General features: G+C 71.6%; 24 protein-coding genes and 1 tRNA gene. 18 read left to right on the forward strand and 7 right to left on the reverse strand.

All coding sequences use genetic code 11. From position 1 onward, the window contains the following. The first annotated feature begins 70 nt into the window (after positions 1-70). From rsmA to AB0J88_RS02430, 5 genes are all read left to right on the forward strand, one after another. Positions 71-934 carry a 16S rRNA (adenine(1518)-N(6)/adenine(1519)-N(6))-dimethyltransferase RsmA gene (rsmA, locus tag AB0J88_RS02410; protein ID WP_364355869.1) on the forward strand — a complete coding sequence of 288 codons (864 nt, stop codon included), beginning with the start codon at positions 71-73 and terminating at the stop codon, positions 932-934. A 32-nt stretch (positions 935-966) separates the two neighbouring features. After that, positions 967-1,920: a 4-(cytidine 5'-diphospho)-2-C-methyl-D-erythritol kinase gene (locus tag AB0J88_RS02415; RefSeq protein ID WP_364355867.1), complete on the forward strand. Its 954-nt coding sequence runs from the start codon at positions 967-969 to the stop codon at positions 1,918-1,920. Continuing rightward, positions 1,920-3,743 (forward strand): ABC-F family ATP-binding cassette domain-containing protein, encoded by a 1,824-nt coding sequence (locus AB0J88_RS02420; protein ID WP_364355865.1) that lies wholly within the window; start codon positions 1,920-1,922, stop codon positions 3,741-3,743. Before AB0J88_RS02415 ends, AB0J88_RS02420 begins: the two co-directional genes overlap by 1 nt. A 78-nt stretch (positions 3,744-3,821) precedes the next feature. Then, on the forward strand, positions 3,822-4,274 hold the full coding sequence (locus AB0J88_RS02425; RefSeq protein ID WP_364355862.1) for a DUF4383 domain-containing protein: 453 nt from the start codon (positions 3,822-3,824) through the stop codon (positions 4,272-4,274). A gap of 35 nt (positions 4,275-4,309) precedes the next feature. After that, positions 4,310-4,789, forward strand: a complete 480-nt coding sequence (locus tag AB0J88_RS02430; protein ID WP_364355859.1) for a DUF4383 domain-containing protein — start codon at positions 4,310-4,312, stop codon at positions 4,787-4,789. On the opposite strand, the gene AB0J88_RS02435 is transcribed toward AB0J88_RS02430, so the two are convergent. Both AB0J88_RS02435 and AB0J88_RS02440 read right to left on the reverse strand, forming a co-directional pair. Beyond that, positions 4,786-5,385, reverse strand: coding sequence for a TetR/AcrR family transcriptional regulator (locus AB0J88_RS02435; protein WP_364355973.1), 600 nt, complete (start codon positions 5,383-5,385; stop codon positions 4,786-4,788). The genes AB0J88_RS02430 and AB0J88_RS02435 overlap by 4 nt on opposite strands. Positions 5,386-5,493: 108 nt before the next feature. Next, complete coding sequence (locus AB0J88_RS02440) at positions 5,494-6,465, reverse strand: acyl-CoA desaturase (protein ID WP_364355856.1); 972 nt, start codon at positions 6,463-6,465, stop codon at positions 5,494-5,496. A gap of 171 nt (positions 6,466-6,636) precedes the next feature. Between AB0J88_RS02440 and AB0J88_RS02445 the strand changes: the two genes are divergently transcribed. From AB0J88_RS02445 to AB0J88_RS02485, 9 genes are all read left to right on the forward strand, one after another. After that, a tRNA-Gln gene (locus tag AB0J88_RS02445) sits at positions 6,637-6,708 on the forward strand. A 114-nt stretch (positions 6,709-6,822) separates the two neighbouring features. Beyond that, positions 6,823-8,304, forward strand: a complete 1,482-nt coding sequence (glmU, locus tag AB0J88_RS02450) for a bifunctional UDP-N-acetylglucosamine diphosphorylase/glucosamine-1-phosphate N-acetyltransferase GlmU (protein ID WP_364355853.1) — start codon at positions 6,823-6,825, stop codon at positions 8,302-8,304. 31 nt (positions 8,305-8,335) lie between these two features. After that, a complete protein-coding gene (locus tag AB0J88_RS02455; RefSeq protein ID WP_089247354.1) occupies positions 8,336-9,316 on the forward strand; it encodes a ribose-phosphate diphosphokinase in 981 nt (326 codons plus the stop codon). A gap of 249 nt (positions 9,317-9,565) precedes the next feature. Next, on the forward strand, positions 9,566-10,222 hold the full coding sequence (locus AB0J88_RS02460; protein ID WP_364355850.1) for a 50S ribosomal protein L25/general stress protein Ctc: 657 nt from the start codon (positions 9,566-9,568) through the stop codon (positions 10,220-10,222). Between the two features lie 92 nt (positions 10,223-10,314). Beyond that, positions 10,315-10,902: an aminoacyl-tRNA hydrolase gene (gene pth, locus AB0J88_RS02465; protein WP_364355847.1), complete on the forward strand. Its 588-nt coding sequence runs from the start codon at positions 10,315-10,317 to the stop codon at positions 10,900-10,902. A 66-nt stretch (positions 10,903-10,968) separates the two neighbouring features. Continuing rightward, a complete protein-coding gene (locus AB0J88_RS02470; RefSeq protein WP_364355844.1) occupies positions 10,969-12,762 on the forward strand; it encodes a sugar transferase in 1,794 nt (597 codons plus the stop codon). A 22-nt stretch (positions 12,763-12,784) separates the two neighbouring features. Continuing rightward, complete coding sequence (locus AB0J88_RS02475; RefSeq protein ID WP_364355841.1) at positions 12,785-13,573, forward strand: inositol monophosphatase family protein; 789 nt, start codon at positions 12,785-12,787, stop codon at positions 13,571-13,573. Positions 13,574-13,623: 50 nt separating this feature from the next. Beyond that, positions 13,624-14,529 carry a sulfate adenylyltransferase subunit CysD gene (gene cysD, locus AB0J88_RS02480; RefSeq protein WP_364355838.1) on the forward strand — a complete coding sequence of 302 codons (906 nt, stop codon included), beginning with the start codon at positions 13,624-13,626 and terminating at the stop codon, positions 14,527-14,529. After that, positions 14,529-15,821, forward strand: coding sequence for a GTP-binding protein (locus AB0J88_RS02485; protein WP_364355835.1), 1,293 nt, complete (start codon positions 14,529-14,531; stop codon positions 15,819-15,821). The genes cysD and AB0J88_RS02485 overlap by 1 nt, the downstream gene beginning before the upstream one ends. A gap of 298 nt (positions 15,822-16,119) precedes the next feature. Here the strand turns inward: AB0J88_RS02485 and AB0J88_RS02490 are convergent, their stop codons facing one another. Both AB0J88_RS02490 and galK read right to left on the reverse strand, forming a co-directional pair. Beyond that, positions 16,120-16,842 (reverse strand): rhomboid family intramembrane serine protease, encoded by a 723-nt coding sequence (locus tag AB0J88_RS02490; RefSeq protein WP_364355832.1) that lies wholly within the window; start codon positions 16,840-16,842, stop codon positions 16,120-16,122. After that, positions 16,839-17,999, reverse strand: coding sequence for a galactokinase (gene galK / locus AB0J88_RS02495; RefSeq protein ID WP_364355829.1), 1,161 nt, complete (start codon positions 17,997-17,999; stop codon positions 16,839-16,841). The genes AB0J88_RS02490 and galK overlap by 4 nt, the downstream gene beginning before the upstream one ends. 50 nt (positions 18,000-18,049) lie before the next feature. Here galK and AB0J88_RS02500 point away from each other — a divergent pair, with 50 nt between their 5' ends. Continuing rightward, complete coding sequence (locus tag AB0J88_RS02500) at positions 18,050-19,045, forward strand: hemolysin family protein (RefSeq protein ID WP_364355826.1); 996 nt, start codon at positions 18,050-18,052, stop codon at positions 19,043-19,045. On the opposite strand, the gene AB0J88_RS02505 is transcribed toward AB0J88_RS02500, so the two are convergent. Further along, positions 19,042-20,250: a sialidase family protein gene (locus tag AB0J88_RS02505; protein WP_364355823.1), complete on the reverse strand. Its 1,209-nt coding sequence runs from the start codon at positions 20,248-20,250 to the stop codon at positions 19,042-19,044. The two genes, AB0J88_RS02500 and AB0J88_RS02505, sit on opposite strands and share 4 nt — an antisense overlap. Next, entirely contained in the window at positions 20,237-20,755 is a 519-nt protein-coding gene (locus AB0J88_RS02510) for a SigE family RNA polymerase sigma factor (protein WP_364355820.1), read from the reverse strand. Before AB0J88_RS02510 ends, AB0J88_RS02505 begins: the two co-directional genes overlap by 14 nt. Positions 20,756-20,863: 108 nt before the next feature. Between AB0J88_RS02510 and trpS the strand changes: the two genes are divergently transcribed. From trpS to AB0J88_RS02525, 3 genes are read left to right on the forward strand one after another with little or no spacing between them, the layout of a single operon-like run. Then, positions 20,864-21,895, forward strand: a complete 1,032-nt coding sequence (trpS, locus tag AB0J88_RS02515) for a tryptophan--tRNA ligase (RefSeq protein ID WP_364355817.1) — start codon at positions 20,864-20,866, stop codon at positions 21,893-21,895. 43 nt (positions 21,896-21,938) lie between these two features. After that, a complete protein-coding gene (locus AB0J88_RS02520) occupies positions 21,939-22,910 on the forward strand; it encodes a YihY/virulence factor BrkB family protein (protein ID WP_364355814.1) in 972 nt (323 codons plus the stop codon). Positions 22,911-22,917: 7 nt separating this feature from the next. Further along, positions 22,918-23,358 carry a hypothetical protein gene (locus AB0J88_RS02525; RefSeq protein WP_364355811.1) on the forward strand — a complete coding sequence of 147 codons (441 nt, stop codon included), beginning with the start codon at positions 22,918-22,920 and terminating at the stop codon, positions 23,356-23,358. 86 nt (positions 23,359-23,444) lie between these two features. On the opposite strand, the gene AB0J88_RS02530 is transcribed toward AB0J88_RS02525, so the two are convergent. Further along, complete coding sequence (locus AB0J88_RS02530) at positions 23,445-25,055, reverse strand: glycoside hydrolase family 13 protein (protein WP_364355808.1); 1,611 nt, start codon at positions 25,053-25,055, stop codon at positions 23,445-23,447. Positions 25,056-25,113: the final 58 nt, after the last annotated feature.

A 25,113-nucleotide genomic window follows, 5' to 3' on the forward strand; every position in this document is an offset into this window, starting at 1 on the left:
CCGACGAGTCGTCACCCGATCGTCACACGCTCCGCCTGGACGCGCAGGCCTTCCTTATAGGCTCGGCGCCGTGACCGAACTGCTGGGGCCGGCCGAGATCCGTGCACTCGCCGGGCGGCTCGGAGTGGCGCCGACCAAGCGGCTCGGGCAGAACTTCGTGCACGACCCGAACACCGTGCGGCGGATCGTGGCGGCCGCCGACCTCGCGCCGGACGACGTGGTCGTCGAGGTGGGGCCGGGGCTGGGCTCGTTGACCCTCGGCCTGCTCGCGGCCGGAGCCCGGGTGCACGCCGTCGAGATCGACCCGGTGCTGGCCGGTGCATTGGCGGAGACCGCGGCCCAGCACGGCGCGCCCGACGGCGCCCTGACCGTGCACGCGGCCGACGCGTTGCGGATCACGGCCGGGCCGCTCGACCCCGCGCCGACCGCGCTGGTGGCCAACCTGCCGTACAACGTGGCGGTGCCGGTCGTGCTGCACCTGCTCGCCGAGCTGCCCACCCTGCGGCACGGCCTGGTCATGGTGCAGAAGGAGGTCGCCGATCGGCTGACCGCCGGCCCGGGCGGCAAGGTCTACGGCATTCCGTCGGTCAAGCTGGCCTGGTACGCGTCCTCCCGCGCCGCCGGCCGCGTCCCGCCGAGCGTGTTCTGGCCGGTTCCCAACGTCGACTCGGGCCTGGTCGCGTTCACCCGGCGGGAGCCGCCGCGGGCCGACGTACCCCGCGAGGATGTTTTCCGGGTCGTCGACGCCGCCTTCGCCCAGCGCCGCAAGACGCTGCGCGCCGCACTGGCCGGGTGGGCCGGTGGTGCCGAGCGCGCCGCGCAGGTGCTGGTGGCCGCCGGTGTCGATCCCGGCGTCCGGGGCGAGGCACTCGGCGTGGGGGCGTTCGCCGACATCGCGGCAGCGGCCAACGTGACCTCGGCGGCCCCCGAGTAGGCTGACGCCGTGCTGAGCCGGGACATCACTCCGTGACCGAAGCGTGGGAGCCGGAGGACGACGAACGCCCTCGGCTGGGAGCATCCGGCCCGGTCAAGGTCAGGGTCCCGGCAAAGATCAACTTGCACCTGGGTGTCGGCCCGGCGCGCCCGGACGGCTATCACGAGCTCAGCACCGTCTATCACGCGATCGCGCTGCACGACGAGCTGACCGCCCGCCGCGGTGACACGCTCACGCTGACCATGGAGGGTGTCGGCACCGGCGAGCTGGCGCTCGACGAGAGCAACCTGGCGATCCGGGCCGCCCGCGCGCTCGCCCGGCACGCCGGCGTTCCCGCCCATGCCCGCCTCCACCTGCGCAAACAGATCCCGCTCGCGGCCGGGCTGGCCGGTGGCAGCGCCGACGCCGCCGCCGCGCTGGTCGCCTGCGACACGCTCTGGGGCACCGGGATGAGCCGCGACGACCTCGCCTCGGTCGCGGCCGAGATCGGCTCCGACGTGCCCTTCCTGGTGTACGGCGGGACCGCGCTCGGCACCGGCCGCGGCGAGACGGTCAGCCCCGTGCTGGCCCGCCCGACCACCTGGCACTGGGTGGTCGCGATCGCCGACGGAGGCCTGTCCACCCCGGCCGTCTACGCCGAGCTCGACCGGCTGCGTGCGTTGCGGGCCGCCCCGCCGCCGCTGGGCAACGCCGACGACCTGCTCGCCGCGCTCCGCCAGCGCGACCCCGAGGTGCTGGCCGGCGCGCTCGGCAACGACCTCCAGGCCGCCGCCCTCTCCCTGCGCCCGCAGCTCGCGGACGTGCTCAAGGCCGGCCGCGCCGCGGGCGCGCTGGCCGGCATCGTCTCGGGCTCGGGCCCGACCTGCGTCTTCCTGGCCTACGACGCGTCGGAGGCCAACATGATCGCCACCTCGCTGGAGCAGGCCGGCGTCTGCAAAGAGGCCCGCACCGCCACCGGCCCCGTGGCAGGAGCCCGGGTCGTCTGATGGCCAACATCGTCAACTTGGACCGGGTGTCCAAGGGCTACGGCGCGGCCGGGCCGCTGCTGACCGGGGTGTCCGCCGGGATCGACGACGCCGATCGGATCGGCGTGGTCGGTCTCAACGGGGCCGGCAAGTCGACCCTGCTGCGGCTGATCACCCGGCAGGAGGAGCCCGACGACGGGCGGGTGACGCTGCGCCGCGACCTGCGGGTCGGTGCGCTGCCGCAGACCATGAGCTTCGTCGCGGACGCCACCGTGCGGGACGTCGTGATCGGCACCGCCTGGCTCGCCGAGAGCCTGGGCGCGGAGCACGAATGGGCCGGTGACGCCGGCGTACGGGCCATCCTCGACGGCCTCGGCATGGCCCACCTCGGCCTGGACCAGCCCGTCGGCCCGATGTCCGGCGGTGAGCGGCGCCGGGTGGCGCTGGCCGCGCTGCTGGTGCGCCCGGCCGACCTGCTGGTGCTCGACGAGCCGACCAACCACCTCGACGTCGCCGGCGTGGACTGGCTGGCCCGGCACCTGCTCGGCCGCAAGGGCGCGCTGGTCGTGGTCACCCACGACCGGTGGTTCCTCGACGCGGTCTGCACCAGCACGTGGGAGGTCGCCGACCGGACCATCCGGGCGTACGAGGGCGGCTTCGCCGCGTGGACCCTGGCCCGGGCGGAGCGCGAGCGGGTCGCCGCGGCGACCGAGGCCCGCCGGCAGAACCTGCTGCGCAAGGAGATCGCCTGGCTGCGCCGTGGCCCGCCGGCCCGCACCTCGAAGCCGCAGTTCCGGATCGACGCGGCCAACGCGCTGATCGCCGACGTGCCGCCGCCGCGCGACACGCTCTCGCTCCAGCGGCTGTCCACCGCCCGGCTCGGCAAGCAGGTCTACGACCTGGAGCAGGTCTTCCTGACGGCCGGCGACAAGCCGATCCTCGACGACCTGACCTGGCAGGTCGGCCCGGGTGACCGGGTCGCGCTGCTGGGCGCCAACGGGGCCGGCAAGACGACGCTGCTGCGCCTGCTGGCCGGCCGGTCCACGCCGCACGCCGGGCGGTTCACCGTCGGCGCCACGGTCAAGCCCGCGTTCCTCTCGCAGGAGCTGTCCGAGCTGCCGGGCGACCTGCGCGTGCTGGAAGCGGTCGAGGAGGTGGCGCGGCGGGTCAACCTGGGCGGCCGCGAGATCTCCGCCGCCCAGCTCGCCGAGGTGTTCGGCTTCGTCGATCGCCCGTCCGGCGGCGGCACCCGCACGTCGAGCCTGTGGACGCCGGTCAGCGACCTGTCCGGTGGCGAGCGGCGCCGGCTCCAGATGCTCCGGCTGCTGGCCGGCGAGCCGAACGTGCTGCTCTTCGACGAGCCGACCAACGACCTCGACACCGACACCCTGGCCTCGCTCGAGGACCTGCTCGACTCGTGGCCGGGCACGCTGGTCGTGGCCTCCCACGACCGCTACCTGGTCGAGCGCGTCACCGACGTGGTCTACGGGATGTTCGGCGACGGCCGGCTGGTGCACCTGCCCGGCGGCGTCGACGAGTACCTGGACCGGGTCACCGGCCCGGGAGCCGCACCGCCGCTGACCCCGCCGGCCGGTGCCGCGCCGGAGCGGTCCGGATTGTCGGCCGCCGAGGTCCGCGCGGCCCGCAAGGACCTGGTCCGGCTCGAGCGCGCGGTCAGCCGGCTGGAGGAGCGCGAGACCGCGCTGCACGACCAGCTGGCCGCCCACGCCACCGACTACGCCAAGGTCGCCGAGCTCGACGCCCAGCTGCGTGACCTGCGCGCCGAACGCGAGCGCACCGAGGAGGAATGGCTGGCGCTGGCCGAGCGGGTCGACGCCGGGTAGCCCCCGATTCGCAGGTGGCCAGCCGGTTGAGCCACAATCTCTTCGACCGACGACATCGGCGCTGGAGGCAGACGGACCATGCACAACCCCATCAACCACCCCGCGCGCTCGACCTACCGGGTGCTGGCCGGGCTGATCGGGCTCTACCTGGTCGTCTTCGGCGGCATCGGCGTGGCCACCACCGGCGGCGACGGCCTGTTCACCCAGGACGCCGGGCGGGTCCTCGGCCAGGGCAGCAACCTGGCCAACGCGCTGATCAGCCTGGTGGTCGGGGCGATCGTGGTGATCGGCGCCATCGTTGGCCGCAACATCGACGTGGTGGTCAACCGGGTCTTCGGCTGGGTGCTGATGGCGCTGGGCCTGGCCACGCTGGCGACCCTGCGCACCGACGCCAACTACCTCGGCCACACCCTGGCGACCAGCATCGTGATGATGTTGCTGGGCCAGATCCTGCTGCTGGCCGCGATGTACGGCAAGGTCGGCTCGGTGGACGAGCACCAGGCGTGGCAGCGGGCCCGTCTGGAGTTCTGAGCCCGAAGAAAGCGGCTTAGCCCCACAATTGGGGCATGGCGCACTTCCCGCTCAACCACCCGCTCCGGCCGCTCTACCGGACGCTGGCGGGGCTCACCGGCACGTACATCCTGATCTTCGGCTGCGTCTCGCTGACCAAGACGGTCGGCGAGACGCTGTTCGCTCGGGAGAGCAACTGGGCACTGGGGCTGCGTACCAACCTGGCGTTCGCGATCGCCTCGGTGGTCTGGGGTCTGATCGTAATGGTCGCCAACCTGATCGGCGGCAACGTCGGGCACTACACGAACCTCGCCGGCGCGGTCGTCTTCATGGTCACCGGGATCTACATGGTGGCCTTCATGCAGACCCCGGCGAACTTCCTGAACTTCTCGGTCTCGACCGCGGTCGTGTCGCTGATCTTCGGCCTGGTGCTGCTGCTGGCCGGCATGTACGACAAGACCGGGAGCCCGGAGCGGGCGCGGAGCGAACAGGCCTTCAAGACCACCTCGGCACCGCGGGCCGCGCCCCGGCGCTAGCGCTCCTTGACCACGAGGCCCGGCTTGGACTCCAGGTGCGACAGGCCGTTCCAGGCGAGGTTGACCAGGTGGCTGGCAACCACGTCCTTGCGGGGCTTGCGCACCTCCAGCCACCAGCGGCCGGTCAGCGCGACCATGCCCACCAGCGCCTGCGAGTAGAGCTCGGCCAGCTTCGGGTCGAAGCCTCGGGACTTGAACTCGGCACCCAGGATGTGCTCGGCCTGGTGCGCCAGGTCGTTGAGCACGCTGCTGAAGTTGCCGGTCGACGACATCAACGGCGACTCGCGCACCAGCACGCGGAAACCGTCGGTCTCCTGCTCGATGTAGTCCAGCAGGGCGAGAGCCGCCTGCTCGAGCAGCTCGCGCGGGTGCCCGGCGGTCAACGCGTTGGTGATCCGGTCCAGCAGGGAGCGCACCTCGCGGTCGACGACGACCGCGTAGAGGCCCTCCTTGCCACCGAAGTGCTCGTAGACAACTGGTTTGGAGACCTTGGCCCGTGCGGCCACCTCTTCGATCGAGGTGGCGTCGAAGCCACGCTCCGCGAAGAGCTGACGCCCGATCGTGATCAGTTGCTCACGACGCTGGGCCGCGGACATCCGGACACGGGACCGGCCGCCCGCCGGGTTGGTCGGGTCGGCTACCACTCGTGCATCCTGCCAGCCGCCCGGTGCGAGCCGCTGACCCGCACCGGGACGGCCATCAGATCAGGCGTTCGTCTTGACGAGCTTCGCGGCGATCCGCTCGGGCTTGGGCCAGCGCACGTCGTACGCGGCGCCGACCTTCTCGAAGAGCCAGATCGTGCGGGCCGAGATGTCGATCTGGCCCTTCAGGACGCCGTGGCGGGCCGAGGTCGGGTCGGCGTGGTGCAGGTTGTGCCAGCTCTCGCCGAAGGACAGGATCGCCAGCGGCCAGAAGTTGCTGGCCTTGTCGCCCTGGCGCACCTCGAACGGGCGCTCGCCGTAGACGTGGCAGACCGAGTTGATCGACCAGGTGACGTGGTGCAGGACCGCGATCCGGACCAGGCCGGCCCAGAAGAACGCGGTCAGGGCGCCCGTCCAGGACATGGTGACGAGGCCACCGACCAGCGCCGGCGAGAGCGTGGAGATCACGACGAGCAGCGGGAAGAGCCGGTCGACCCGGGCGATCGCCTTGTCGGCCATCAGGTCCGGCGCGAAGCGCGCCCGGTTGCCCAACTCGCGGGAGAACAGCCAACCCACGTGCGCGAAGAACAGGCCCTTGGTCAAGCCCCAGACGCCACCCCCGAAGCGCCACGGCGAGTGCGGATCGCCCTCCTGGTCGGAGAACGCGTGGTGCCGCCGGTGGTCGGCGACCCACTGGATCACGTTGCCCTCGATCGCGAACGAACCGGCCACCGCGAGGGTCACCCGCAGCCAGCGCTTCGCCTTGAACGAGCCGTGCGTGAAGTAGCGGTGGAAACCCACCGTGATGCCGAGTCCCGAGACGACGTAGAGGACCAGCGCGATCGCCGCGTCGGTCCACGACAGCCAACCGCCCACGGCGGCGACCGGGATGGCCGCCAGCACCGCGAGGAACGGCAGGACGACGAAGAACCAGAGTGCGACGAGCACTCCGATCGGCTGCTTGCCCTCGGTGAGTGGCTTCGGGCCGGTGGATGTCTTCGTCTGGTCGGGAGTAGTCGCGGTGATGGTGGTCATGGCACCTCGCAGCGGGTGGGGTGATCAAAAAGTTACGCTTACGTCACCGTAACTTACGGACCCGTAGTTAGCACCTGGTGCAACGCATTATTTAGGTTGGGCTAACTCCTGCGGGGGAACCTGTCACCGTGTGTCTGAAAGAGCGCGACAGGCTAGGCTTACCCGGCTTGATGGGACGTGGGGTAACGGCAGCCCGCCGGACTTTGAATCCGGAAGGTCCTGGTTCGAATCCAGGCGTCCCAGCTCTTCCCGGGTCGCGACGCCGACGGGCGCTCTTTCGGATGACCACGAATCCCCGAGCGTGTGCCCGACTACCATGAGGCCGCACGCTGACCGCCGTCCGACGGGAGCCCCCTCGTGACCGAAGCCCGCACCGTTGTCATCCTCGCCGCGGGTGAGGGAAAACGGATGAAATCGGCTCTGTCGAAGATGCTGCATCCGCTGCTCGGCCGCACCATCGTCGGCCACGTCCTGGAGGCGGCCGCGTCCGTCGGCGCCGAGCGCACGCTGGTCGTCGTCGGGCACGCCGCGGACCAGGTCGAGGCACACCTCGCCGAGGTCGCGCCGCACGCGACCGCGGTGCTCCAGGCGGAGCAGCACGGCACCGGCCACGCGGTGCGCATCGCGCTCGACGCGGTGCCCGACGCGACCGGCACGGTCGTGGTGCTCAACGGCGACGTGCCCCTGCTGCGCGGCGCGACGGTCGAGGCGCTGGTCGCCGCGCACGAGAGCGCCGGCGCCGCCGCGACCGTGCTCACCGCCGAGATCGCCGACCCGACCGGGCTTGGCCGGATCATCCGTGACGAGACCGGTGGCCTCGAGCGCATCGTCGAGGAGCGCGACGCGAGCCCGGCGGAGAAGGCGATCCGCGAGATCAACGCCGGCATCTACGCGTTCGACGCCCGCCTGCTGCGCGCCTCGCTGGCCAAGCTGACCAGCGACAACGACCAGGGCGAGGAATACCTGACCGACGTGCTCGGCCTGCTCGCCGCCGCCGGTGAACCGGTCGCGGTGCACATCGCGGACGACGCGCAGGAGACGTTGGGCTGCAACGACCGGGTCGAGCTGGCCGGCCTGCGGGCGCGCCTGCGCGACCGGGTCAACGCCGACCTGATGCGCTCCGGTGTCACCATCCTCGACCCGGCCACCACCTGGATCGACGTGACGGCGACGGTCGAGCGCGACGCGATGATCGACCAGAACACCCAGCTGCGCGGCGCGACCCGGGTCGGCCCCGGCGCCGTCGTCGGGCCGGACACGACGCTGATCGACACGATCGTGGAGGCCGGCGCCACCGTGCTCCGGGCGCACGCCGTGCAGGCCGAGGTCGGCCCGGGCGCGAGCGTCGGCCCGTACGCGTACCTGCGCCCCGGCAGCCGCCTCGCGGAGAAGTCGAAGGTCGGCACGTTCGTGGAGACCAAGAACTCCGAGATCGGCAAGGGCTCCAAGGTGCCGCACCTGTCGTACGTCGGCGACGCCACGATCGGCGAGCACAGCAACATCGGCGCGGCATCGGTGTTCGTCAACTACGACGGCGTCAAGAAGCACCGCACGGTCATCGGCAGCCACGCCCGCACCGGCTCCGACAACATGTTCGTGGCGCCGGTCGAGGTCGGCGACGGTGCCTACACCGGCGCCGGCACGGTGGTCCGTCGCGACGTACCTCCGGGTGCATTGTCCGTTTCCGGCGGTCAGCAGCGGATCTTCGAGGGATGGGTCGAATCCCGACGTCCGGGCACAGCTGCGGCCGAAGCGGCCAGGCAAGCACGTGACCAACTGCACGTGACCGAAGACGGTCATGCCGCCGCCGACGCTCCGGGTGATACTTCAAGCGAGTAAACATCCGCCGAACTCACGGAGCGCCTCACCCATGGGCAGCATCGTCGCCGAAAACCGCAAGAGCCTGATGCTCTTCTCCGGCCGGGGGTTTCCCGAGCTGGTCAACGAGATCGGCGAGGTGCTCGGCGTGGCGCCGACGCCGACCGACGCCTACGAGTTCGCCAACGGCGAGATCTTCGTCCGCTACCGCGAGTCCGTCCGGGGCTCCGACGCCTTCGTCGTGCAGTCCGCCGGTGAGGGCGTCAACAAGTGGGTGATGGAAACGCTGATCATGGTCGACGCGCTCAAGCGTGGCTCGGCCAAGCGGATCACCGTCGTCCTGCCCTTCTACCCGTACGCCCGGCAGGACAAGAAGCACCGCGGTCGCGAGCCGATCTCCGCGCGGCTGGTCGCCGACCTGCTCAAGCAGGCTGGCGCCAACCGGATCCTCACCGTCGACCTGCACACCGCCCAGATCCAGGGGTTCTTCGACGGCCCGGTCGACCACCTGTTCGCGATGGACATCCTGGCGGGTTACGTCGAGCGCAAGTACGCCGGCCGCCCGATGACCGTGGTCGCCCCGGACTCGGGCCGCGTCCGCGTGGCCGAGCGCTGGACCGACCGGCTGGGCGGCTGCCCGCTGGCCTTCATCCACAAGACCCGTGACCCGCTCAAGCCCAACCAGGTGGTCGCCAACCGGGTCGTCGGTGACGTCGAGGGCCGGGTCTGCCTGATCGTCGACGACATGATCGACACCGGCAGCACGATCTGCAAGGCCGCCGAGATCCTGCACGACAGCGGTGCCGCCGACGTGGTGGTCGCGGCCACCCACGCGCTGCTCTCCGACCCGGCGACCGAGCGGCTCAAGAACAGCCGGATCAGCGAGGTCGTGGTCACCAACACGCTGCCGCTCCCGCCGGAGAAGCGCCTCGACAAGATCACGTCGCTGTCGATCGCGCCGCTGCTGGCCCGCGCCATTCGCGAGGTCTTCGACGACGGGTCCGTTACGACATTGTTCGGCGGTCTTAGTTAGCAGAGCCGGGTTGAGCTAGGGCTCAACCCGCCTTCGGCGGGTTGAGCTAGATAGGGCGGCCCCGGCGGTAAGGTGCCCCGCCGGTCCGGTAGAGTATTGAGGTTGCCACGGCGAGGGTGACCCAGCTGGTTCTCAATTGCAGCCACGGGCGCCGTCATCGACGCGGTGTCCGGGCCAGCCCGCGCGCCTCCTTCGCCCGGCACCGCCGCCGCTTGCACGCAGCCCAGACCAAGATCCAGGAGTTTTCCCGTGTCCGAGGTAAAGATCGCCGCCGAGCCCCGCACCGAGTTCGGCAAGGGTGGTGCCCGCCGCACGCGCCGTGCCGGCCTGGTGCCCGCCGTCCTCTACGGCCACGGCGAGAAGCCCAAGCACATCGCGGTGCCCGCCCGTGAGTTCGCCGCGGCGATCCGCCACGGTGGCGCCAACCAGCTCTTCGCGCTGGAGATCAGCGACGGCACGCAGGCCCTGGCCCTGCCGAAGGCGATCCAGCGTGACCCGGTGAAGGACACCTTCGAGCACATCGACCTGCTGCTCGTCCGCCGTGGCGAGAAGGTCACCGTCGACATCCCGGTGCAGCTCCTCGGCGAGGCGGCGCCCGGCACCCTGGTCGTGCACGAGAGCGACACGCTGTCGGTCAGCGCCGACGCGACCCGCCTGCCGGACCACTTCGAGGTCTCCATCGAGGGCCTCGAGGCCGGCTCCAAGATCACTGCCGGCGACGTCACCCTGCCGGACGGCACCGAGCTCATCGCCGACCCGGAGACCACCATCGCCGTGATCAGCGTCGCGCCGAGCGCCGAGGCGCTCGAGGGCGAGACCGCTGAGGGCGAAGCGGCCGCCGAGGGCGAGGAAGCGGCCGAGGGTGAGGCCGCGGCCTCCGAGGAGCCGGCTGCCGCCGCCTCCTGAGCACGATTTGGTCTGCGCGACAAAGGCCCCTTCCGGCACGACCGGGAGGGGCCTTTCGCTAACTGGTTGTGTCCCTGGGGAGAATTGAGAGCGTGGAAGCGACAGCGCCCTTCCTCGTGGTCGGTCTTGGCAACCCTGGCAAGGAGTACGCCAAGAACCGGCACAACGTGGGCTTCATGGTCGTCGACCTGATCGCCGAGCGGATCGGCGCGAAGTTCGGCCGACACCGCCGCGCGGTCGCGGACGTCGCCGAGGGGCGGCTCGGCTTCGGCGGGCCTCGCCTCGTGCTGGTCAAGCCGCTGACCTACATGAACCTCTCCGGGGGGCCCGCGGTCGCGCTGGCCCAGTTCTACAAGGTGCCGCCGGAGCAGATCATCGCGGTGCACGACGAGCTGGACATCCCGTACGGGCAGATCCGGGCGAAGATCGGCGGCGGCGAGGGCGGCCACAACGGCCTGCGCTCGATGTCGAAGTCGCTGGGCACCAAGGACTACGCCCGGGTGCGGTTCGGCATCGGCCGGCCGCCGGGCCGGCAGGACCCGGCCGACTACGTGCTCAACGACTTCTCCGCCACCGAGCGCAAGGAGCTCGAGTTCCTGGTGGACCGGGCCGCGGACGTCGCGGAGGCGGTCTCCAGCAAGGGCGTTGAATGGGCACAAAACGCATATAACGGATCCTGATCAAGGGCGTATCGCCTGCCCGGTTCCGCCCGTTGTGTCTTAGGCGGCACAACCGGGGAGGCGCGGATGGAACGTGGGCGGTTCGATCCGGCGGCGGTGCGCGACCTGATGGAACGCGGCCTCGACGCCCGTGAGCGAGTCGCCGTCCAGCCGCAACGCCCGGTCCGGACCGGCACGCGCACCACGCCACGCGCCGCCGAGGTCGACCGAGACACGTACACCGCGTCGCGCGGCGCCGAGGTCAGCCCGAGCGCGACCCACCAGCCCGCGGCCGTCGACCGCGACACGCGCACCGCGCCGCGCCGCGGCGAGCTGGAGCGCGGCGCCGCCCGCGCCGCCGAGCTGGAGCGCGGCGCCGCCCCCGGCGGGGAGTTGGAGCGCCGCGCGCCGCACCCGCGTGCCCCCGCGGCTCCACCGCGCCGCTCCCTGCTGCGCCGGATCCCCGGCCGGCACGCCGCCCTGTCCCGCCGGGCCGCGTGGGAGTCGCGCTACCTGCGTACCCTGCTGGTCGCCGATCTCCTTGTCGGCGCCGCCGCCGGCGGGCTCGCCTTCAAGCTGCGCTTCGGTGACGGGGTCACGAGTTACAACCAGGACTATCTGGTGCTGTCCGCGGTGCTGCCGCTCGCGCTGGTGGCGTCGGTCGGGCTGGCCCGGGCGTACGAGGCGAGGTTCCTGTTCGTCGGCACCGACGAGTACCAGCGGGTGATCCGGGCGGGGCTCGGGCTGATCGCGGGCGTCGCGATGGTCTCCTACGCGCTGGAGATCCAGCTGGCCCGCTCGTACGTGCTGATCGCCCTGCCGGCCGCCACCTTCGCCACCGTCGCGGTCCGGTTCGGCCTGCGCAAACGCCTGCACCGCGCCCGCAAGCGGGGTGACTGCCTGCGGCGGGTGATCGTGGTCGGGCACGAGCTCGCCGTCATCCACCTCGCCCGCCAGCTGTGCCGCGAGCGCTACCACGGGCTCGAGGTGGTCGGCGCCTGCCTGCCGCCCCAGCACGACGGCGACATCGGCCTCCCGGTGCTCGGGACCTTCGACGACGTCGCGCACGCGGTCGACGCGTCGGGCGCCGACACCGTGATCGTGCTGTCCTGCCCCGAGATCGACGGGCAGACCCTCCGCCGGCTGGCCTGGCGGCTGGAGCGCGACGATATCGACCTGATCCTGGCCAACGCGCTGATCGACGTGGCCGGCGACCGCACCACGATCCGGCCGGTCGACGGCCTGCCGATGCTGCACGTGGAGCACCCCCGGCTGGAGGGCGCGGCCCGGCTCGTGAAGGAGGTCGTCGATCGGCTGGGCGCGGCGGTGCTGGTGGCGCTGCTGTCACCCGTGCTGTTGGTCGTCGCCCTCTGCATCCGAATCGACTCCAAAGGCCCGGTACTCTTCCGACAGGTACGCACCGGTCGCGACGGCCGGGAGTTCCTGATCTACAAGTTCCGCAGCATGTACCTCGACGCGGAGGCGCGGCTGGCGGAGCTGCGACACCTCAACGAGCACGACGGCGTCCTGTTCAAGATCCGCAACGACCCGCGGATCACCCCGGTGGGGCGCCGGCTGCGCCGGTTCTCGCTCGACGAGCTACCCCAGCTGTTCAACGTGCTGCTCGGCCAGATGTCGCTGGTGGGACCGCGGCCCCCGCTGCCGCACGAGGTCGCGCAGTACGCCGACGACGTGCGACGCCGGCTGGCGGTCAAGCCCGGGATGACCGGGCTGTGGCAGGTGTCGGGCCGGTCCGACCTGTCGTGGGAGGAGGCGGTCCGCTTGGACCTGCGCTATGTGGAGAACTGGTCGCTCTCCCTGGACCTGGTGATCCTGATGCGTACCCTGGCCGCCGTCGTGCGCCCGAGCGGCGCCTACTGACCGATCTAGGAGAGACCCCCTCATGACTCCGCCGGTGATTGACGGCGCGTTCGCCCGCTGGCTGGCCGGGCGCGCCGGGGACCTGCTGCTGCGCACCCGGGACGAGGTCGGCTTCGCTGATCCGCACGCCTTGAAGGCGGCCGGTGACAAGCTGTCACACGAGCTGATCCGCACGGAGCTCGCCCGTTGGCGGCCGGCGGACGCGGTGCTCTCCGAGGAGGACCGGGACGCTCGCGGCACCGGCACCGACCGGCTGGCCGCCGACCGGGTCTGGATCGTCGACCCGCTCGACGGCACGCGCGAGTTCAGCGAGGAGGGCCGCGACGACTGGGCGGTGCACATCGCGCTCTGGGGCCGGCGCGGCACGAGCCCGCACAAGCTGCTCGCCGGCGCGGTCGCGATCCCCGCCCAGCACCGGACGTTGGCGACCGACTTTCCGCCCGCGTACCCGCCGATGGGTCCGCACCCGCGGCTGCGGCTGGCCGCCAGCCGGAGCCGCCCGCCTGCCTTCCTGCACGGACTCGCCGAGGACCTGGACGCCGAGTTGGTGCCGATGGGCTCGGCCGGCGTGAAGATCGCCGCAGTGGTCGGTGGCGAGGTCGACGCCTACGTGCACGGCGGCGGTCAGTACGAGTGGGACTCCGCCGCGCCGGTAGCTGTGGCGACGGCCACTGGCCTGCACGCTTCCCGGATCGATGGATCCGCGCTGAAATACAACGAGACCGATCCCCGGCTCCCGGACGTGGTGGTCTGCCGGAAGGATCTCGCACCACGGTTGCTCGCGGCGCTGCGGCAGCACATCCCGGGGTAAGCTCGCTCGGGAAAAACCTAGTGAACTACTAGACAATCCGAAGGGGTTCCATGCCGCCGGCTTACCGGGTCTCCCACCTCGCGGCGCTCGAGGCGGAGAGCATCTTCGTCATGCGCGAGGTCGTCGCCGAGCTGGAGCGCCCCGTGCTGCTCTTCTCGGGCGGCAAGGACTCGATCGTGATGCTCCGGCTCGCCGAGAAGGCCTTCGCCCCGGCGCGCATCCCGTTCCCGGTCATGCACGTCGACACCGGCCACAACTTCCCCGAGGTGCTGACGTACCGCGACCGCCGGGTTGCCGAGCTCGGTCTGCACCTGGTGGTGGCCAGCGTGCCCGAGGCGCTCGAGTCGGGACTCGTGGTCGAGCCGAGCGACGGCACCCGCAACCGGATCCAGACGCCGGTGCTGCTCGACGCGGTCGAGAAGTACCGCTTCGACGCGCTCTTCGGCGGCGCCCGGCGTGACGAGGAGAAGGCCCGCGCCAAGGAGCGGGTGTTCAGCTTCCGCGACGAGTTCGGCCAGTGGGACCCCAAGAACCAGCGGCCCGAGCTCTGGTCGCTCTACAACGGCCGCCACCACACGGGCGAGTCGATCCGGGTGTTCCCGCTGTCCAACTGGACCGAGCTGGACGTCTGGCACTACATCGCGCAGGAGCGGCTCGACCTGCCGTCGATCTACTACGCGCACGAGCGCACGGTGATCTCCCGCGACGGCATGCTCTACGCGGTCAACGAGTTCATCGCACCGCGCGGCAACGAGCAGCCGTTCACCGCGAAGGTGCGCTACCGGACTGTCGGTGACGCCTCCTGCACCGCGGCGGTCGAGTCCAGCGCGGACACCGTCGAAAAGGTGATCGACGAAGTGGCCGCCACCCGGATCACCGAGCGCGGGGCGACCCGCGGCGACGACCGGGTCAGCGAGGCCGCGATGGAAGACCGCAAGCGGGAGGGCTACTTCTGATGTCGGCACCGACGATCGCTGCCAGCGAGCAGCGCGCCATGGACCTGCTCCGGTTCGCCACCGCGGGCAGCGTCGACGACGGCAAGTCGACCCTGATCGGCCGCCTGCTCTACGACACCAAGTCGCTGTTCACCGACCAGCTCGCGGCCGTCGAGGCGGTCAGCGCGGCTCGCGGCGACGAATACACCAACCTGGCGCTGCTCACCGACGGCCTGCGGGCCGAGCGCGAGCAGGGCATCACGATCGACGTCGCGTACCGCTACTTCGCGACGCCGCGGCGGAAGTTCATCATCGCCGACACGCCGGGGCACATCCAGTACACCCGCAACATGGTGACCGGAGCGTCCACCGCCGACCTCGCGCTGATCCTGGTCGACGCGCGCAAGGGCCTGGTCGAGCAGTCGCGCCGGCACGCGTTCCTCTGCTCCCTGCTGCGGGTGCCGCACCTGGTGCTGTGCGTCAACAAGATGGACCTGGTCGACTGGTCGCAGGAGGTCTTCGACCAGATCGCAGACGAGTTCACCGCGTTCGCCGCCAAGCTCGAGGCGCCCGACCTCTCGGTGATCCCGATCTCGGCGCTCAAGGGCGACAACATCGCTTCGCGCTCCGAGAACATGCCCTGGTACGAGGGCCCGTCGCTGCTGCACCACCTGGAGCACGTGCACATCGCCTCCGACCGCAACCTGGTCGACGTGCGCTTCCCGGTGCAGTACGTGATCCGGCCGCAGTCGACCACGGTCACCGACTACCGGGGATATGCGGGCCAGGTCGCCTCCGGCGTGCTCAAGCCCGGCGACGAGGTGATGGTGCTGCCGTCGGGCCTCACCAGCCGGATCGCCGGCATCGACACCGCCGACGGGCCCGTGGCCGAGGCGTTCCCGCCGATGTCGGTGACCGTGCGCCTGGAAGACGAGATCGACATCTCCCGCGGCGACCTGATCTGCCGACCCAACAACGCGCCGGCGGTAGCCCAGGACATCGAGGCCATGGTCTGCTGGCTCGACGAAAGCCGGCCGCTGCGGGTCGGTGGGAAGTATTCGTTGAAGCACACGACGCGGTCGGTGCGGGCGGTCGTTCGCGGCCTGCACTACCGGCTCGACGTCAACTCCCTGCACCGCGACGAGGAAGCCGGCGAGCTGAAGCTGAACGAGATCGGCCGGTTGAAGCTGCGCACCACAGCACCCCTGCTCGCCGACGAATACCGCCGCAACCGCACGACGGGTGGATTCATCCTCATTGACGAAACCACCAACCGCACCGTTGCCGCCGGCATGATCGTCGAAGCCAGCTGAGCGATCGATTCAAAGACGATCATTACTCGGGTTCGCGGTGGTGCGGACCGTTCCTCCCGCGAGGGACCGCTCCGCTTCGCTCCGCTGCCAGGTCCGCGTTGGCCAGTCCCGGCGGCGGGTGGTCGCGTGGGCTCGGGCCGCGGCCGGGGCGGCGGGTTGCCGCGTTGCTCGTGGTCGTGCGGGTTGGGCTAGGTGGTATGGGCGGTGCGGCCGCGAGCCCGTCGGCGGCTGGGCCCAGCGCGGCGACGGCACCGTCGAGGGTCTGCCGGACCACCCCGCGGTAGGCCGCCCGGCGGGCTCAGCCGGGGCGGCGGGTGGCCGCGACAGCGAGGATCGCGCCCAGCAGCAGCGGTGGGCCGTGGATGTTGCGTAGCGCCGTCAGAGCTGTGCCCACCCCCAACGCGGCCACCGCGACGATCTTGCCCAAGGTGCGGTTGCCGCGGCCCTGTTCGCCGCCCATGACCAGAGCGATCTGCACGGCCGCTCCTCCGGCGGCACCGATGTAGAGGGCTGTTTCCGAGGCCGTGCCGAGAATCGCGACCGACCACCAGGCCACGCCCGCCGGCAGCCAGAGGTGGCGCGGGCGGAGCTCCGGGTCGGTGGCGTCCGCCCGCCAGGCGGCGGACGGGCGCAAGGGGCGGGTAAGCAGCGCGACCGTCAGGGCGCCGGCCAGCCCGCAGATCGCGATGGAGTTGCCGCCGCCGAAAGGTTGCCAGGCCAGCGCGATGCCCTCGGCCGCCAGGCCGCAGCCGAAGTAGCACGTTGCCCAGAGCCAGCGGCGCACGGTGAGCTCGGCCAAGGCCCCGATCAGGAGCAGGAACAGCAGGTTCGAGATCGTGCCGAACCAGCCGCCGTCCTGCACCAGCAGCGACGTGAAAAGCCGCCACACCTGGCCGTCCCGGATCGCGGGCGTCCGTTGCAGCGTCGTCAGCACAGCCGGGAAGGCGAACTGCGACAGGCTGAACGCCGCCGTGACCGCGAGGACGGCCAAGGTGAGGGGGATCCGCCGCGCGGCGGTCACCCGACGCGTTCCGCCCCGGCACCCGGGCGGGCGGCGAACCAGACCGGCTCGGTGAAGCCCCGCCCGGCGTAGGCGGCGGCGACCGCGGCGGCCACCCGCTCCGTGTCGGCCGCGTCGACCAGCGCCAGCACGCAGCCGCCGAAGCCGCCACCGGTCATCCGGGCGCCGTACGCACCCGCGGTCAGCGCCGTCGACACCGCGAGGTCGACCTCCGGCACCGTGATCTCGAAGTCGTCGCGCATCGAGGCGTGCGAGGCCGTCAGCAGCGGGCCGATCTCGCGCACCCGGCCGGCCCGGAGCAGGGCGACCGTGTCCAGCACCCGCTGGTTCTCGGTGACCACGTGCCGCACCCGACGGCGCATCACCTCGTCGGACAGCGCGGCCAGCGCCGCGTCGAGGTCCTCGACGTCGCGCAGCGCGGGCACACCGAGCGTGGCAGCCGCCTCCTCGCAGGCGCGCCGCCGCGAGGCGTACTCTCCGCCGGCGTGCCGGTGCGGTGCCCGGGTGTCGACGACCAGCACGGCCAGCCCGGACGCGGCGACGTCGAACGGGATCTGTTCGATGGCCAGCGAACGGCAGTCGAGGAAGAGCGCGTGCCCGTCGACCGCGCGGATCGAGGCGGACTGGTCCATGATCCCGCAGGGCATGCCGACGTAGTCGTTCTCGGCCCGCTGCGCCAGCGCCGGCCGGTCCTCGACCGGCACGTCGAGGCCGCCTAGGTCGGCCAGGGCGGTCAGCACGGCCGACTCGAGCGCGGCCGACGACGAGAGCCCGGCGCCGGCCGGCACGTCGGAGGCGACGGCCAGGTCCGCGCCCGGCACCTCGTACCCCTTGGATCGCAGGGTCCACACCACGCCGGCGACGTAACCGGCCCAGCCCTCGACGCGCCCGGGATCGTCGGCCTCCGCCGCGCCGAACTCGACCGTCTCGCCGGTCTGCTCGGACCACACGCGCCACTGCGGCTCGGGCCGGGCCGCCGCCGCGACCACCACCCGGTGCGGGAGTGCGAAGGGGAGCACAAAACCGTCGTTGTAGTCGGTGTGCTCACCGATGAGGTTGACGCGTCCGGGCGCGGCCCACAGCCCGGCCGGTTCGGCGCCGAAAGCGGATGAGAAGCCCGCGGCCGCGCGGGAGGGGACGTCGCTCATGGCCTGCATCCCATCACAACCGTTCGGCGGGACGAGCAGGACGTGTCTACGATCGCTTCATGCAGGACCAACCCGGCACAGCCGGGCCCCGTCGGCGCTTTCCGACGGGGCGTCCCCAACGCAATCCCGGCCCGGTCGCCCGGCGTCTGGCCCGCCTCGTCGTGCGGACGGCCGATGGCCTGACCGCGGCGCTCGGCGCCGACCCGTCGGCGGGGCGTGAGCAGATCAGCGAGGCCGACCTGCGTGACCTGGTCGCCGCCAGCACCCGCCTGGACCCGGTCGAACGCCGGATCATCGACGAGGTGCTGGTGGCGCGCGACACCATGGTGCGCGAGGTGATGCGGCCCCGCACCGAGGTCACGTTCCTGTCCGCGCGGCAGACGCTGACCGAGGTCGCCGAACGCGTCCGGCTCGAGACCCACACCCGCTATCCCGTGGTCGACGGCACGCAGGACGACGTGGTCGGCTTCGTGCACCTGCGCGACCTGCTGATCCGCCCGGACGGCGACGGCCGCCTGACCATCGGCGAGCTGACCCGCGAGGTGAAGCGGATTCCGGCGAGCAAGCGGGTGCTGGTCGCGCTTACCGAGATGCGCCGCGAGCGGCACCACCTGGCGGTGGTGATCGACGAGTACGGCGGCACCGCCGGCATCGTCACCCTCGAGGACCTCATCGAAGAGGTGGTCGGCGAGATCCACGACGAGTACGACGTCGAGCCGGATCCCATGCCCGGCCGTCCGTCCGATCTCGACGGCCGCCTCAACCTCGCGGACTTCGCCGAGCGTGCTGGCTTCGACCTGCCGCCCGGCCCGTACGAGACGGTCGGCGGTTACGTGATGGCCAGCCTCGGCCGGGTGCCCGAGGTCGGCGACGAGGCCTATGTCCCCGGCGACGAGGGATGGGTGCTGCGGGTGCTCGAGCTCGACGGCCGCCGGGTCGCCCGGGTCGCCATCCACGCCGCCCCACCGCAACCGGCCGCCGAGCCCGCCCAGGTGATCGCCACCATCCCGATGCCGATGCTGCCCACCCGTGAGTCGGCCACCGCACGCGACTAGTTGACCTGGAGCTTCTGCCAGTTGGTGCCGTCGTGGGAGAACGCGGCCCAGCTGCCGCTGAAGAGCCCGTAGACGACATAGCCCGCGTACGTGCGCCGGATCGCACTGGCCTGCGGCAGGTCGTCGATCGGGTCGAAGGTCCGGCCCTCGTCGTCGCTTACCCACCACGAGCCCGGCTTCCCGTTGGGATGCAGGGCCAGCAGGCGGCCGTCGAGCAGCGGCACCAAGTCGCCGGTGAACGGTGCCGGCTCCCCGCCGGAGGCCAGCAACGTCGCGGTGAAGTGCTTGCCGTCGTCGGTCGAGTGGTAGATCCCGAGCACCTGGCCGGCCTCGTTGTGGGCCACCGCGTAGGCCTCGGTCCCCAGCGTGCTGACGGTCACCGAGTCCGTCGGGTCGGCCGGGGCCGGCAGCGTCGTCGTCGTCCAACTGCGGCCGGAGTCCCGGCTGACCGACACGGCGGGGCTGGTGCCGACCAGACCGCCGACCCACCAGGCTCCGTCGGCGGTCGGTGCCGGCGCGACCCAGCGGGCCGTCGACAGCTGGGGCTGGTTGCGCAGGTCCCCGAGCCGCCCACGGTCCCAGCTCCACACGACCACCTGGCCGCCCGGCTGCTCGACCCTGGGCAGTTGGTCCGGCCCGATCTCGGCCTGCTCCGACTCCACCGGGTTGTTGACGATCTGCCAGCTGGACCCGTCCGCGGACGACCGGTCAAGGTCGCCGTCCAGCAGCCAGTGGCCGCCCGGGAAGGCGACCAGGTCGACGGGTCCACTGCCCGTCGGTGTGACGGTGGCCCGCTGCCAGGACAGCCCACCGTCGGTGGTCCGGGCTAGCTCCGGGCAGCGCGGCACGCAGCCGGCGGCCGCGAAGCCGTTGTCCCGGTCGGCGAACTCCACCTCGGCGATCTCGCCGTCCAGGCCGTAGACCGGTGCGGGGGAGAGGCCGACGATCTCGATGCCGCCGCCCCGGTAGACCGGCGCGATGGGCGGCGGGTCCGTCGCGGTGACACTGGGTGGGCCGTCGTGCTGCCAGGGCCGGGCGGCCAGGCCGACGACGCCGAGCACGGCGAGCGCGGTGGCGCCGGCGGCCGCGGCCCGTCGGCGGCGGATCCGGGTCGCGCGCCGGCGGACGACCGCCAGCGGTGGCTGCTCGATTTCGTCGAGCAGGGCCGAGCGGGACCGGGCGAGCTTGGTTTCAAGATCGGGCACGGGTCACCTCCGTCCGATAGCCGTCCAGCAGGCCGGCCAGCGCCGTGCGCGCCCGGGACAGGCGTGACTTGACCGTGCCGGTGGGCACGCCGAGCACGGCGGCCACCTCCTCGACCGGCAGGTCGGCGTAGTAGTGCAGCACCACCACCTCGCGGAAGCTGGCCGGCAGCGCGGCCAGGGCGGCGCGCAGGTCCGCGCGCTCGGGGCCGGGTGCCGCCTCCACCATCCGCGCGATCGGGCGGTCGCGGAGCAGGATCGCGTCCAACAGCTTGCGCCGCCGCCAGCGGCGCCGGACCACGTTGACCGCGACCGTGCGCAGCCACGCCTCCGGGTTGTCCACGTCGGCGAGACCCCGCGGCCGGGCCAGCGCCCGGGCGAATGCCTCCTGCACCACGTCCTGTGCCTCCGTCAGGTCGGTGGTGAACGCGTAGACCTGCGCGACCAGGCGGCGATAGCAGGCGTGGTAGAGCTCCTCCATCGCCTGCTCGCCCCGGTCGCGGGTCACCCGTGCACCCTCGTCGTGCGCCAATCGCCGTCCTTCCGGTTCTGGCCACACCGTACGAGTTCCGAGGGGCTGCCGGGGTTCCCCGAGAGGGCTGGCAGAATTGCCGGCATGTCCGACGCCACCCCGAACGCCGCCCGGCCCCGGGTCCTTTCCGGGATCCAGCCGACCGCCGACTCCTTCCACATGGGGAACTACCTCGGCGCGATCCGGCAGTGGGTGGCGTTGCAGGAGACGCACGACGCCTTCTACTGCGTGGTCGACCTGCACGCGATCACGGCGGGCCACGACCCGGCGGTGCTGCGGGCACGCACCCGGGCCTCCGCCGCGCAGCTCCTCGCGCTCGGCCTCGACCCCGAGCGCTGCACCCTGTTCGTGCAGTCGCAGGTGCCCGAGCACCCGATGCTGGCCTGGGTGCTGAGCTGCATCACGGGCTTCGGCGAGGCCAGCCGGATGGTGCAGTTCAAGGACAAGTCGGCGAAGCAGGGCGCGGACCGGGCCAGCGTCGGCCTGTTCACGTACCCGATCCTCCAGGCCGCGGACATCCTGCTCTACCAGGCCGACGCGGTGCCGGTCGGCGAGGACCAGCGCCAGCACCTCGAGCTGACCCGCGACCTGGCCGGGCGGTTCAACACCCAGTTCGGCAAGACCTTCACGCTGCCGGCGCCGTTCATCGTGCGCGACACCGCGAAGATCACCGACCTGCAGGAGCCGACCGCGAAGATGTCGAAGTCGTCGTCCTCGCCCGCCGGCATCATCGAGCTGCTCGACGACCCGGCCAGGTCGGCGAAGAAGATCCGCTCGGCGGTCACCGACACCGGCCGGGAGATCGTCTACGACCCGGCCACCAAGCCGGGCGTCTCCAACCTGCTCACCATGTACTCGGTGCTGGCCGGCAAGTCGATCGACGAGCTGGTGGCGGCGTTCGAGGGCCGGGGCTACGGCGATCTGAAGAAGGAGCTCGGCGAGGTGGTGGCCGAGTTCGTCAAGCCGATCCAGGAGCGCACGAAGGCCTACCTGGACGATCCGGCTCAGCTCGACAAGCTCCTCGCCATGGGCGCCGACAAGGCCCGGGTGGTGGCCTCGGCGACGCTGGCCACGGCGTACGAGCGGGTGGGCTTCTTCCCGAGCCGCGGCGCCTGACGCCTGCCACCGCGGATCGGCTAGATCCGCAAGAATGTCCCGTGTGAACGTCTTCGCACGGCTCGAGGCCAGCATCAACCGGGGCCTCGACCGTGCGCGAGCCCGCTCGGGTGCGTTCGACCACTTCTACCGCACCGCCGACCGCTTCGGCTACGTGCTGGGCGGCCGGCTGGCCGCGGCGATCGCGTACTACGGCTTCTTCGCGATCTTCGCCTTCGCCCTGGTCGGCTACGCGGTCTTCGGCTTCGTGCTCAACAACGGCCAGGTCAACGAGGCGGTCGTCAGCTTCCTCACCGACAACCTGCCGTTCCTCGACATCAACAACGTCGAGGACGCGGTATCCGGCGTGCAGACCACCGGGCGCCCGATCGGCATCGTCGGCCTGGTCGGCCTGGTCTTCACCGGCATCGGCTGGGTCGAGGCGATCCGGTCCTCGCAGCGACTGGTGCACGGCTTCCAGCAGCAACCCGGCAACCTGGTCGTCCGCCGGATCATCGACGTCGGCGTGCTGATCATCGTCCTGGTCATGTTGATCGTCTCGGTCGGTGCCGTCGACGGGCTCAAGACCCTGCTCGTCTGGGGGATCGGCGACGGTGGCACCTGGTTGATGGCGCTCACGTACTTCCTGACCGTGCTGGTCAACCTGGTGATCGCCTTCGCCCTGCTGTGCGCGATCCCGCGGATCCGGATGAGCCCACGCCGCCTGGTGATCCCGCTGATCATGGTCGGCGGCGGCCTGACCGTGCTCAACTCGGTCGGTCGGCTCTACGTGAACTGGGTGCGCGACAACGCGGCGTACGCCCTGGTCGGTCCGGTCGGGTTGTTGATCTACCTGTACCTCTACAACCAGATCCTGATCTGGGCCGCCGCCGTGGCCGCCACCGACACCCACGGCACCGTGCGCGATCTGGGTGCCGCCCCGCCGGAGCCGTTCCCGCCGCACACGGTCTCGCCGGTCGACCATGACGAAGATGACCCGGAGAACGGACACCCAGGAGCGGCCGGCAGCGCATGATGGTCGGATGGGTGCACTGGTGACCTTGCGGCTGCCCGACGACTCGCCGCTACACGAGCTGCCATGGATCATCACGTTCGGCCCGCTGGGCGACGACGAGGAGTGGGAGCCGGTGGTGAGCGGGCCGTACGAGCGCCCGCACGCGCTGGCCCTGGCCCAGTCGATAGTCGCCGACGAGGAGCTCATGGCCGTCGTCGAGCCCTGCATGCCGCACATCTCGGCGGAGGAGATCCGCGGTGAGATCGAGGCCGCCCGAATCTCGGCCTTCCGCGACGACCGCCCGGCCGACGGATCGCTGGACGACCTGGACCTCGAGGACGAGGACGGCGACGCCTTCGGTGAGGACGAGGAGGGCTACGCGGCCGCTCCGCCCACCCCGGACCAGGTGATGGCCGGCTGGGGCCGGATCGCCGCCAAGCTCACGGCACCCAGGGCCGACAACCCCTGAACGCGGTGGTGCCCCGGCGGACCGAAGTCGACGCCGGGGCACCGTACCCACCACACCCCCACCACAGGGGCCTCGTACGTAACGGGTTACCCCAACGCCACCGGTTTCAACCATGCCGCCGCGTCAACGGGCAGAAAATCTCCGTCGAAGGGCTCGCTGGCGACGATGGGCGTGCCGTAGCGGCGCACGTCGACCGGCTCGCCGCCGAGGTTGACCACGCAGGCCAGCTCGCCCCGGCGGAACGCGAGCACGCCCGGTTCGGCCTCGGTCCACGTCAGCTCGCCGCCGCCCAGCGCGGGCTCGGACCGGCGCAGCCGCAGGGCCGCCCGGTAGAGCTCCAGCGTCGAGCCGGGGTCGCCCTCCTGCGTGGCCACGGTGTGCGCGGTCCAGGTGGCGGGCGCCGGCAGCCACGCGCCGGCCGGGCCGAACCCGAACGGGGCCGCCTCGCCGGACCAGGGCAGCGGCACCCGGCAGCCGTCGCGGCTCTCCCCGGTGCGCCGGAACGCCGGATCCTGGCGCAGCTCGTCGGGTAGGTCGAGGACCTCGTCCAGGCCGAGCTCCTCACCCTGGTAGAGGTAGGCGACGCCGGGCAGGGCGAGCATCAGTAGGGCCGCGGCCCGAGCCCGGCGCAGGCCGAGCGCGCCGCCGCCGTACCGCGTGACGTGCCGTTGCTTGTCGTGGTTGGACAGCACCCAGGTCGTGGGCGCGCCGACCAGCGTCGCCTCGGCCAGCGCGGTGTCGATCACCTTGCGGAACGAGTCGACGGACCAGGTGGCGTGCAGGAAGTCGAAGTTGAAGACCTGGTGCAGCTCGTCGGGGCCGACGTAGCGGGCCAGCCGTTCTGGGCTGGACGCCCAGGCCTCGGCGACCGCCATGCGGCCGCCGGGGTAGCTGTCGAGGATCCGCCGCCAGACGCGGTAGATCTCGTGCACGCCGTCCTGGTCGAAGTACGGGAGCCGGGTGCCCTCGAGCAGCCGGCTCTGACGCTGGTTGCGGCCGGTCTTGCTGCTGTAGCCGACGTCGGGCAGGCCGGGTGCCTTGATGTTGCCGTGCGCCACGTCGACCCGGAAGCCGTCGACACCCCGGTCGAGCCAGAACCGCAGGATGTCCTCGAACTCGGCGCGCACCTCGGGCAGCTCCCAGTTCAGGTCGGGCTGCTCGGGGTCGAAGATGTGCAGGTACCACTGGCCGTCGGGCAGCCGGGTCCAGGCGTCGCCGCCGAAGATGGACTCCCAGTCGTTGGGTGGCTCGGCGCCGTCCGGGCCGCGGCCGTCGCGGAAGATGTAGCGCTCGCGCTCGGGCGAGCCCGGCCCGGCCGCGAGGGCCGCCTGGAACCAGCGGTGCGCGCTGGAGGTGTGGTTGGGAACGACATCGATGATCACGCGCAGGCCGTACGCGTGCGCGTCGGTCAGCATCGCGTCGAAGTCGGCGAGGTCGCCGAACATCGGGTCGACCTCGCGATAGTCGGTCACGTCGTAGCCGCCGTCGACCATCGGCGACCGGTAGAACGGCGTCAGCCAGACGGCGTCGACGCCGAGGTCGCGAAGGTAGGGCAGACGGTCGCGAAGGCCGGCCAGGTCGCCGATGCCGTCGCCGTCCGAGTCGGCGAAGCTGCGCACGTAGACCTGGTAGACGACCGCGTCGCGCCACCAGGTTGCGCCCGTTTCATCCGCATAAGTCGCCGGTTCTGTTGGCACCGGAGAAGCATGCCGGATCAAAGGCTGACTCTGCAAGGACCCGTCAGGGCTTGCGCAA

Origin of the sequence: Asanoa sp. NPDC049475 (genome assembly GCF_040676915.1) — a bacterium.
In the GTDB taxonomy this organism is placed as follows: Bacteria; Actinomycetota; Actinomycetes; order Mycobacteriales; family Micromonosporaceae; genus Asanoa.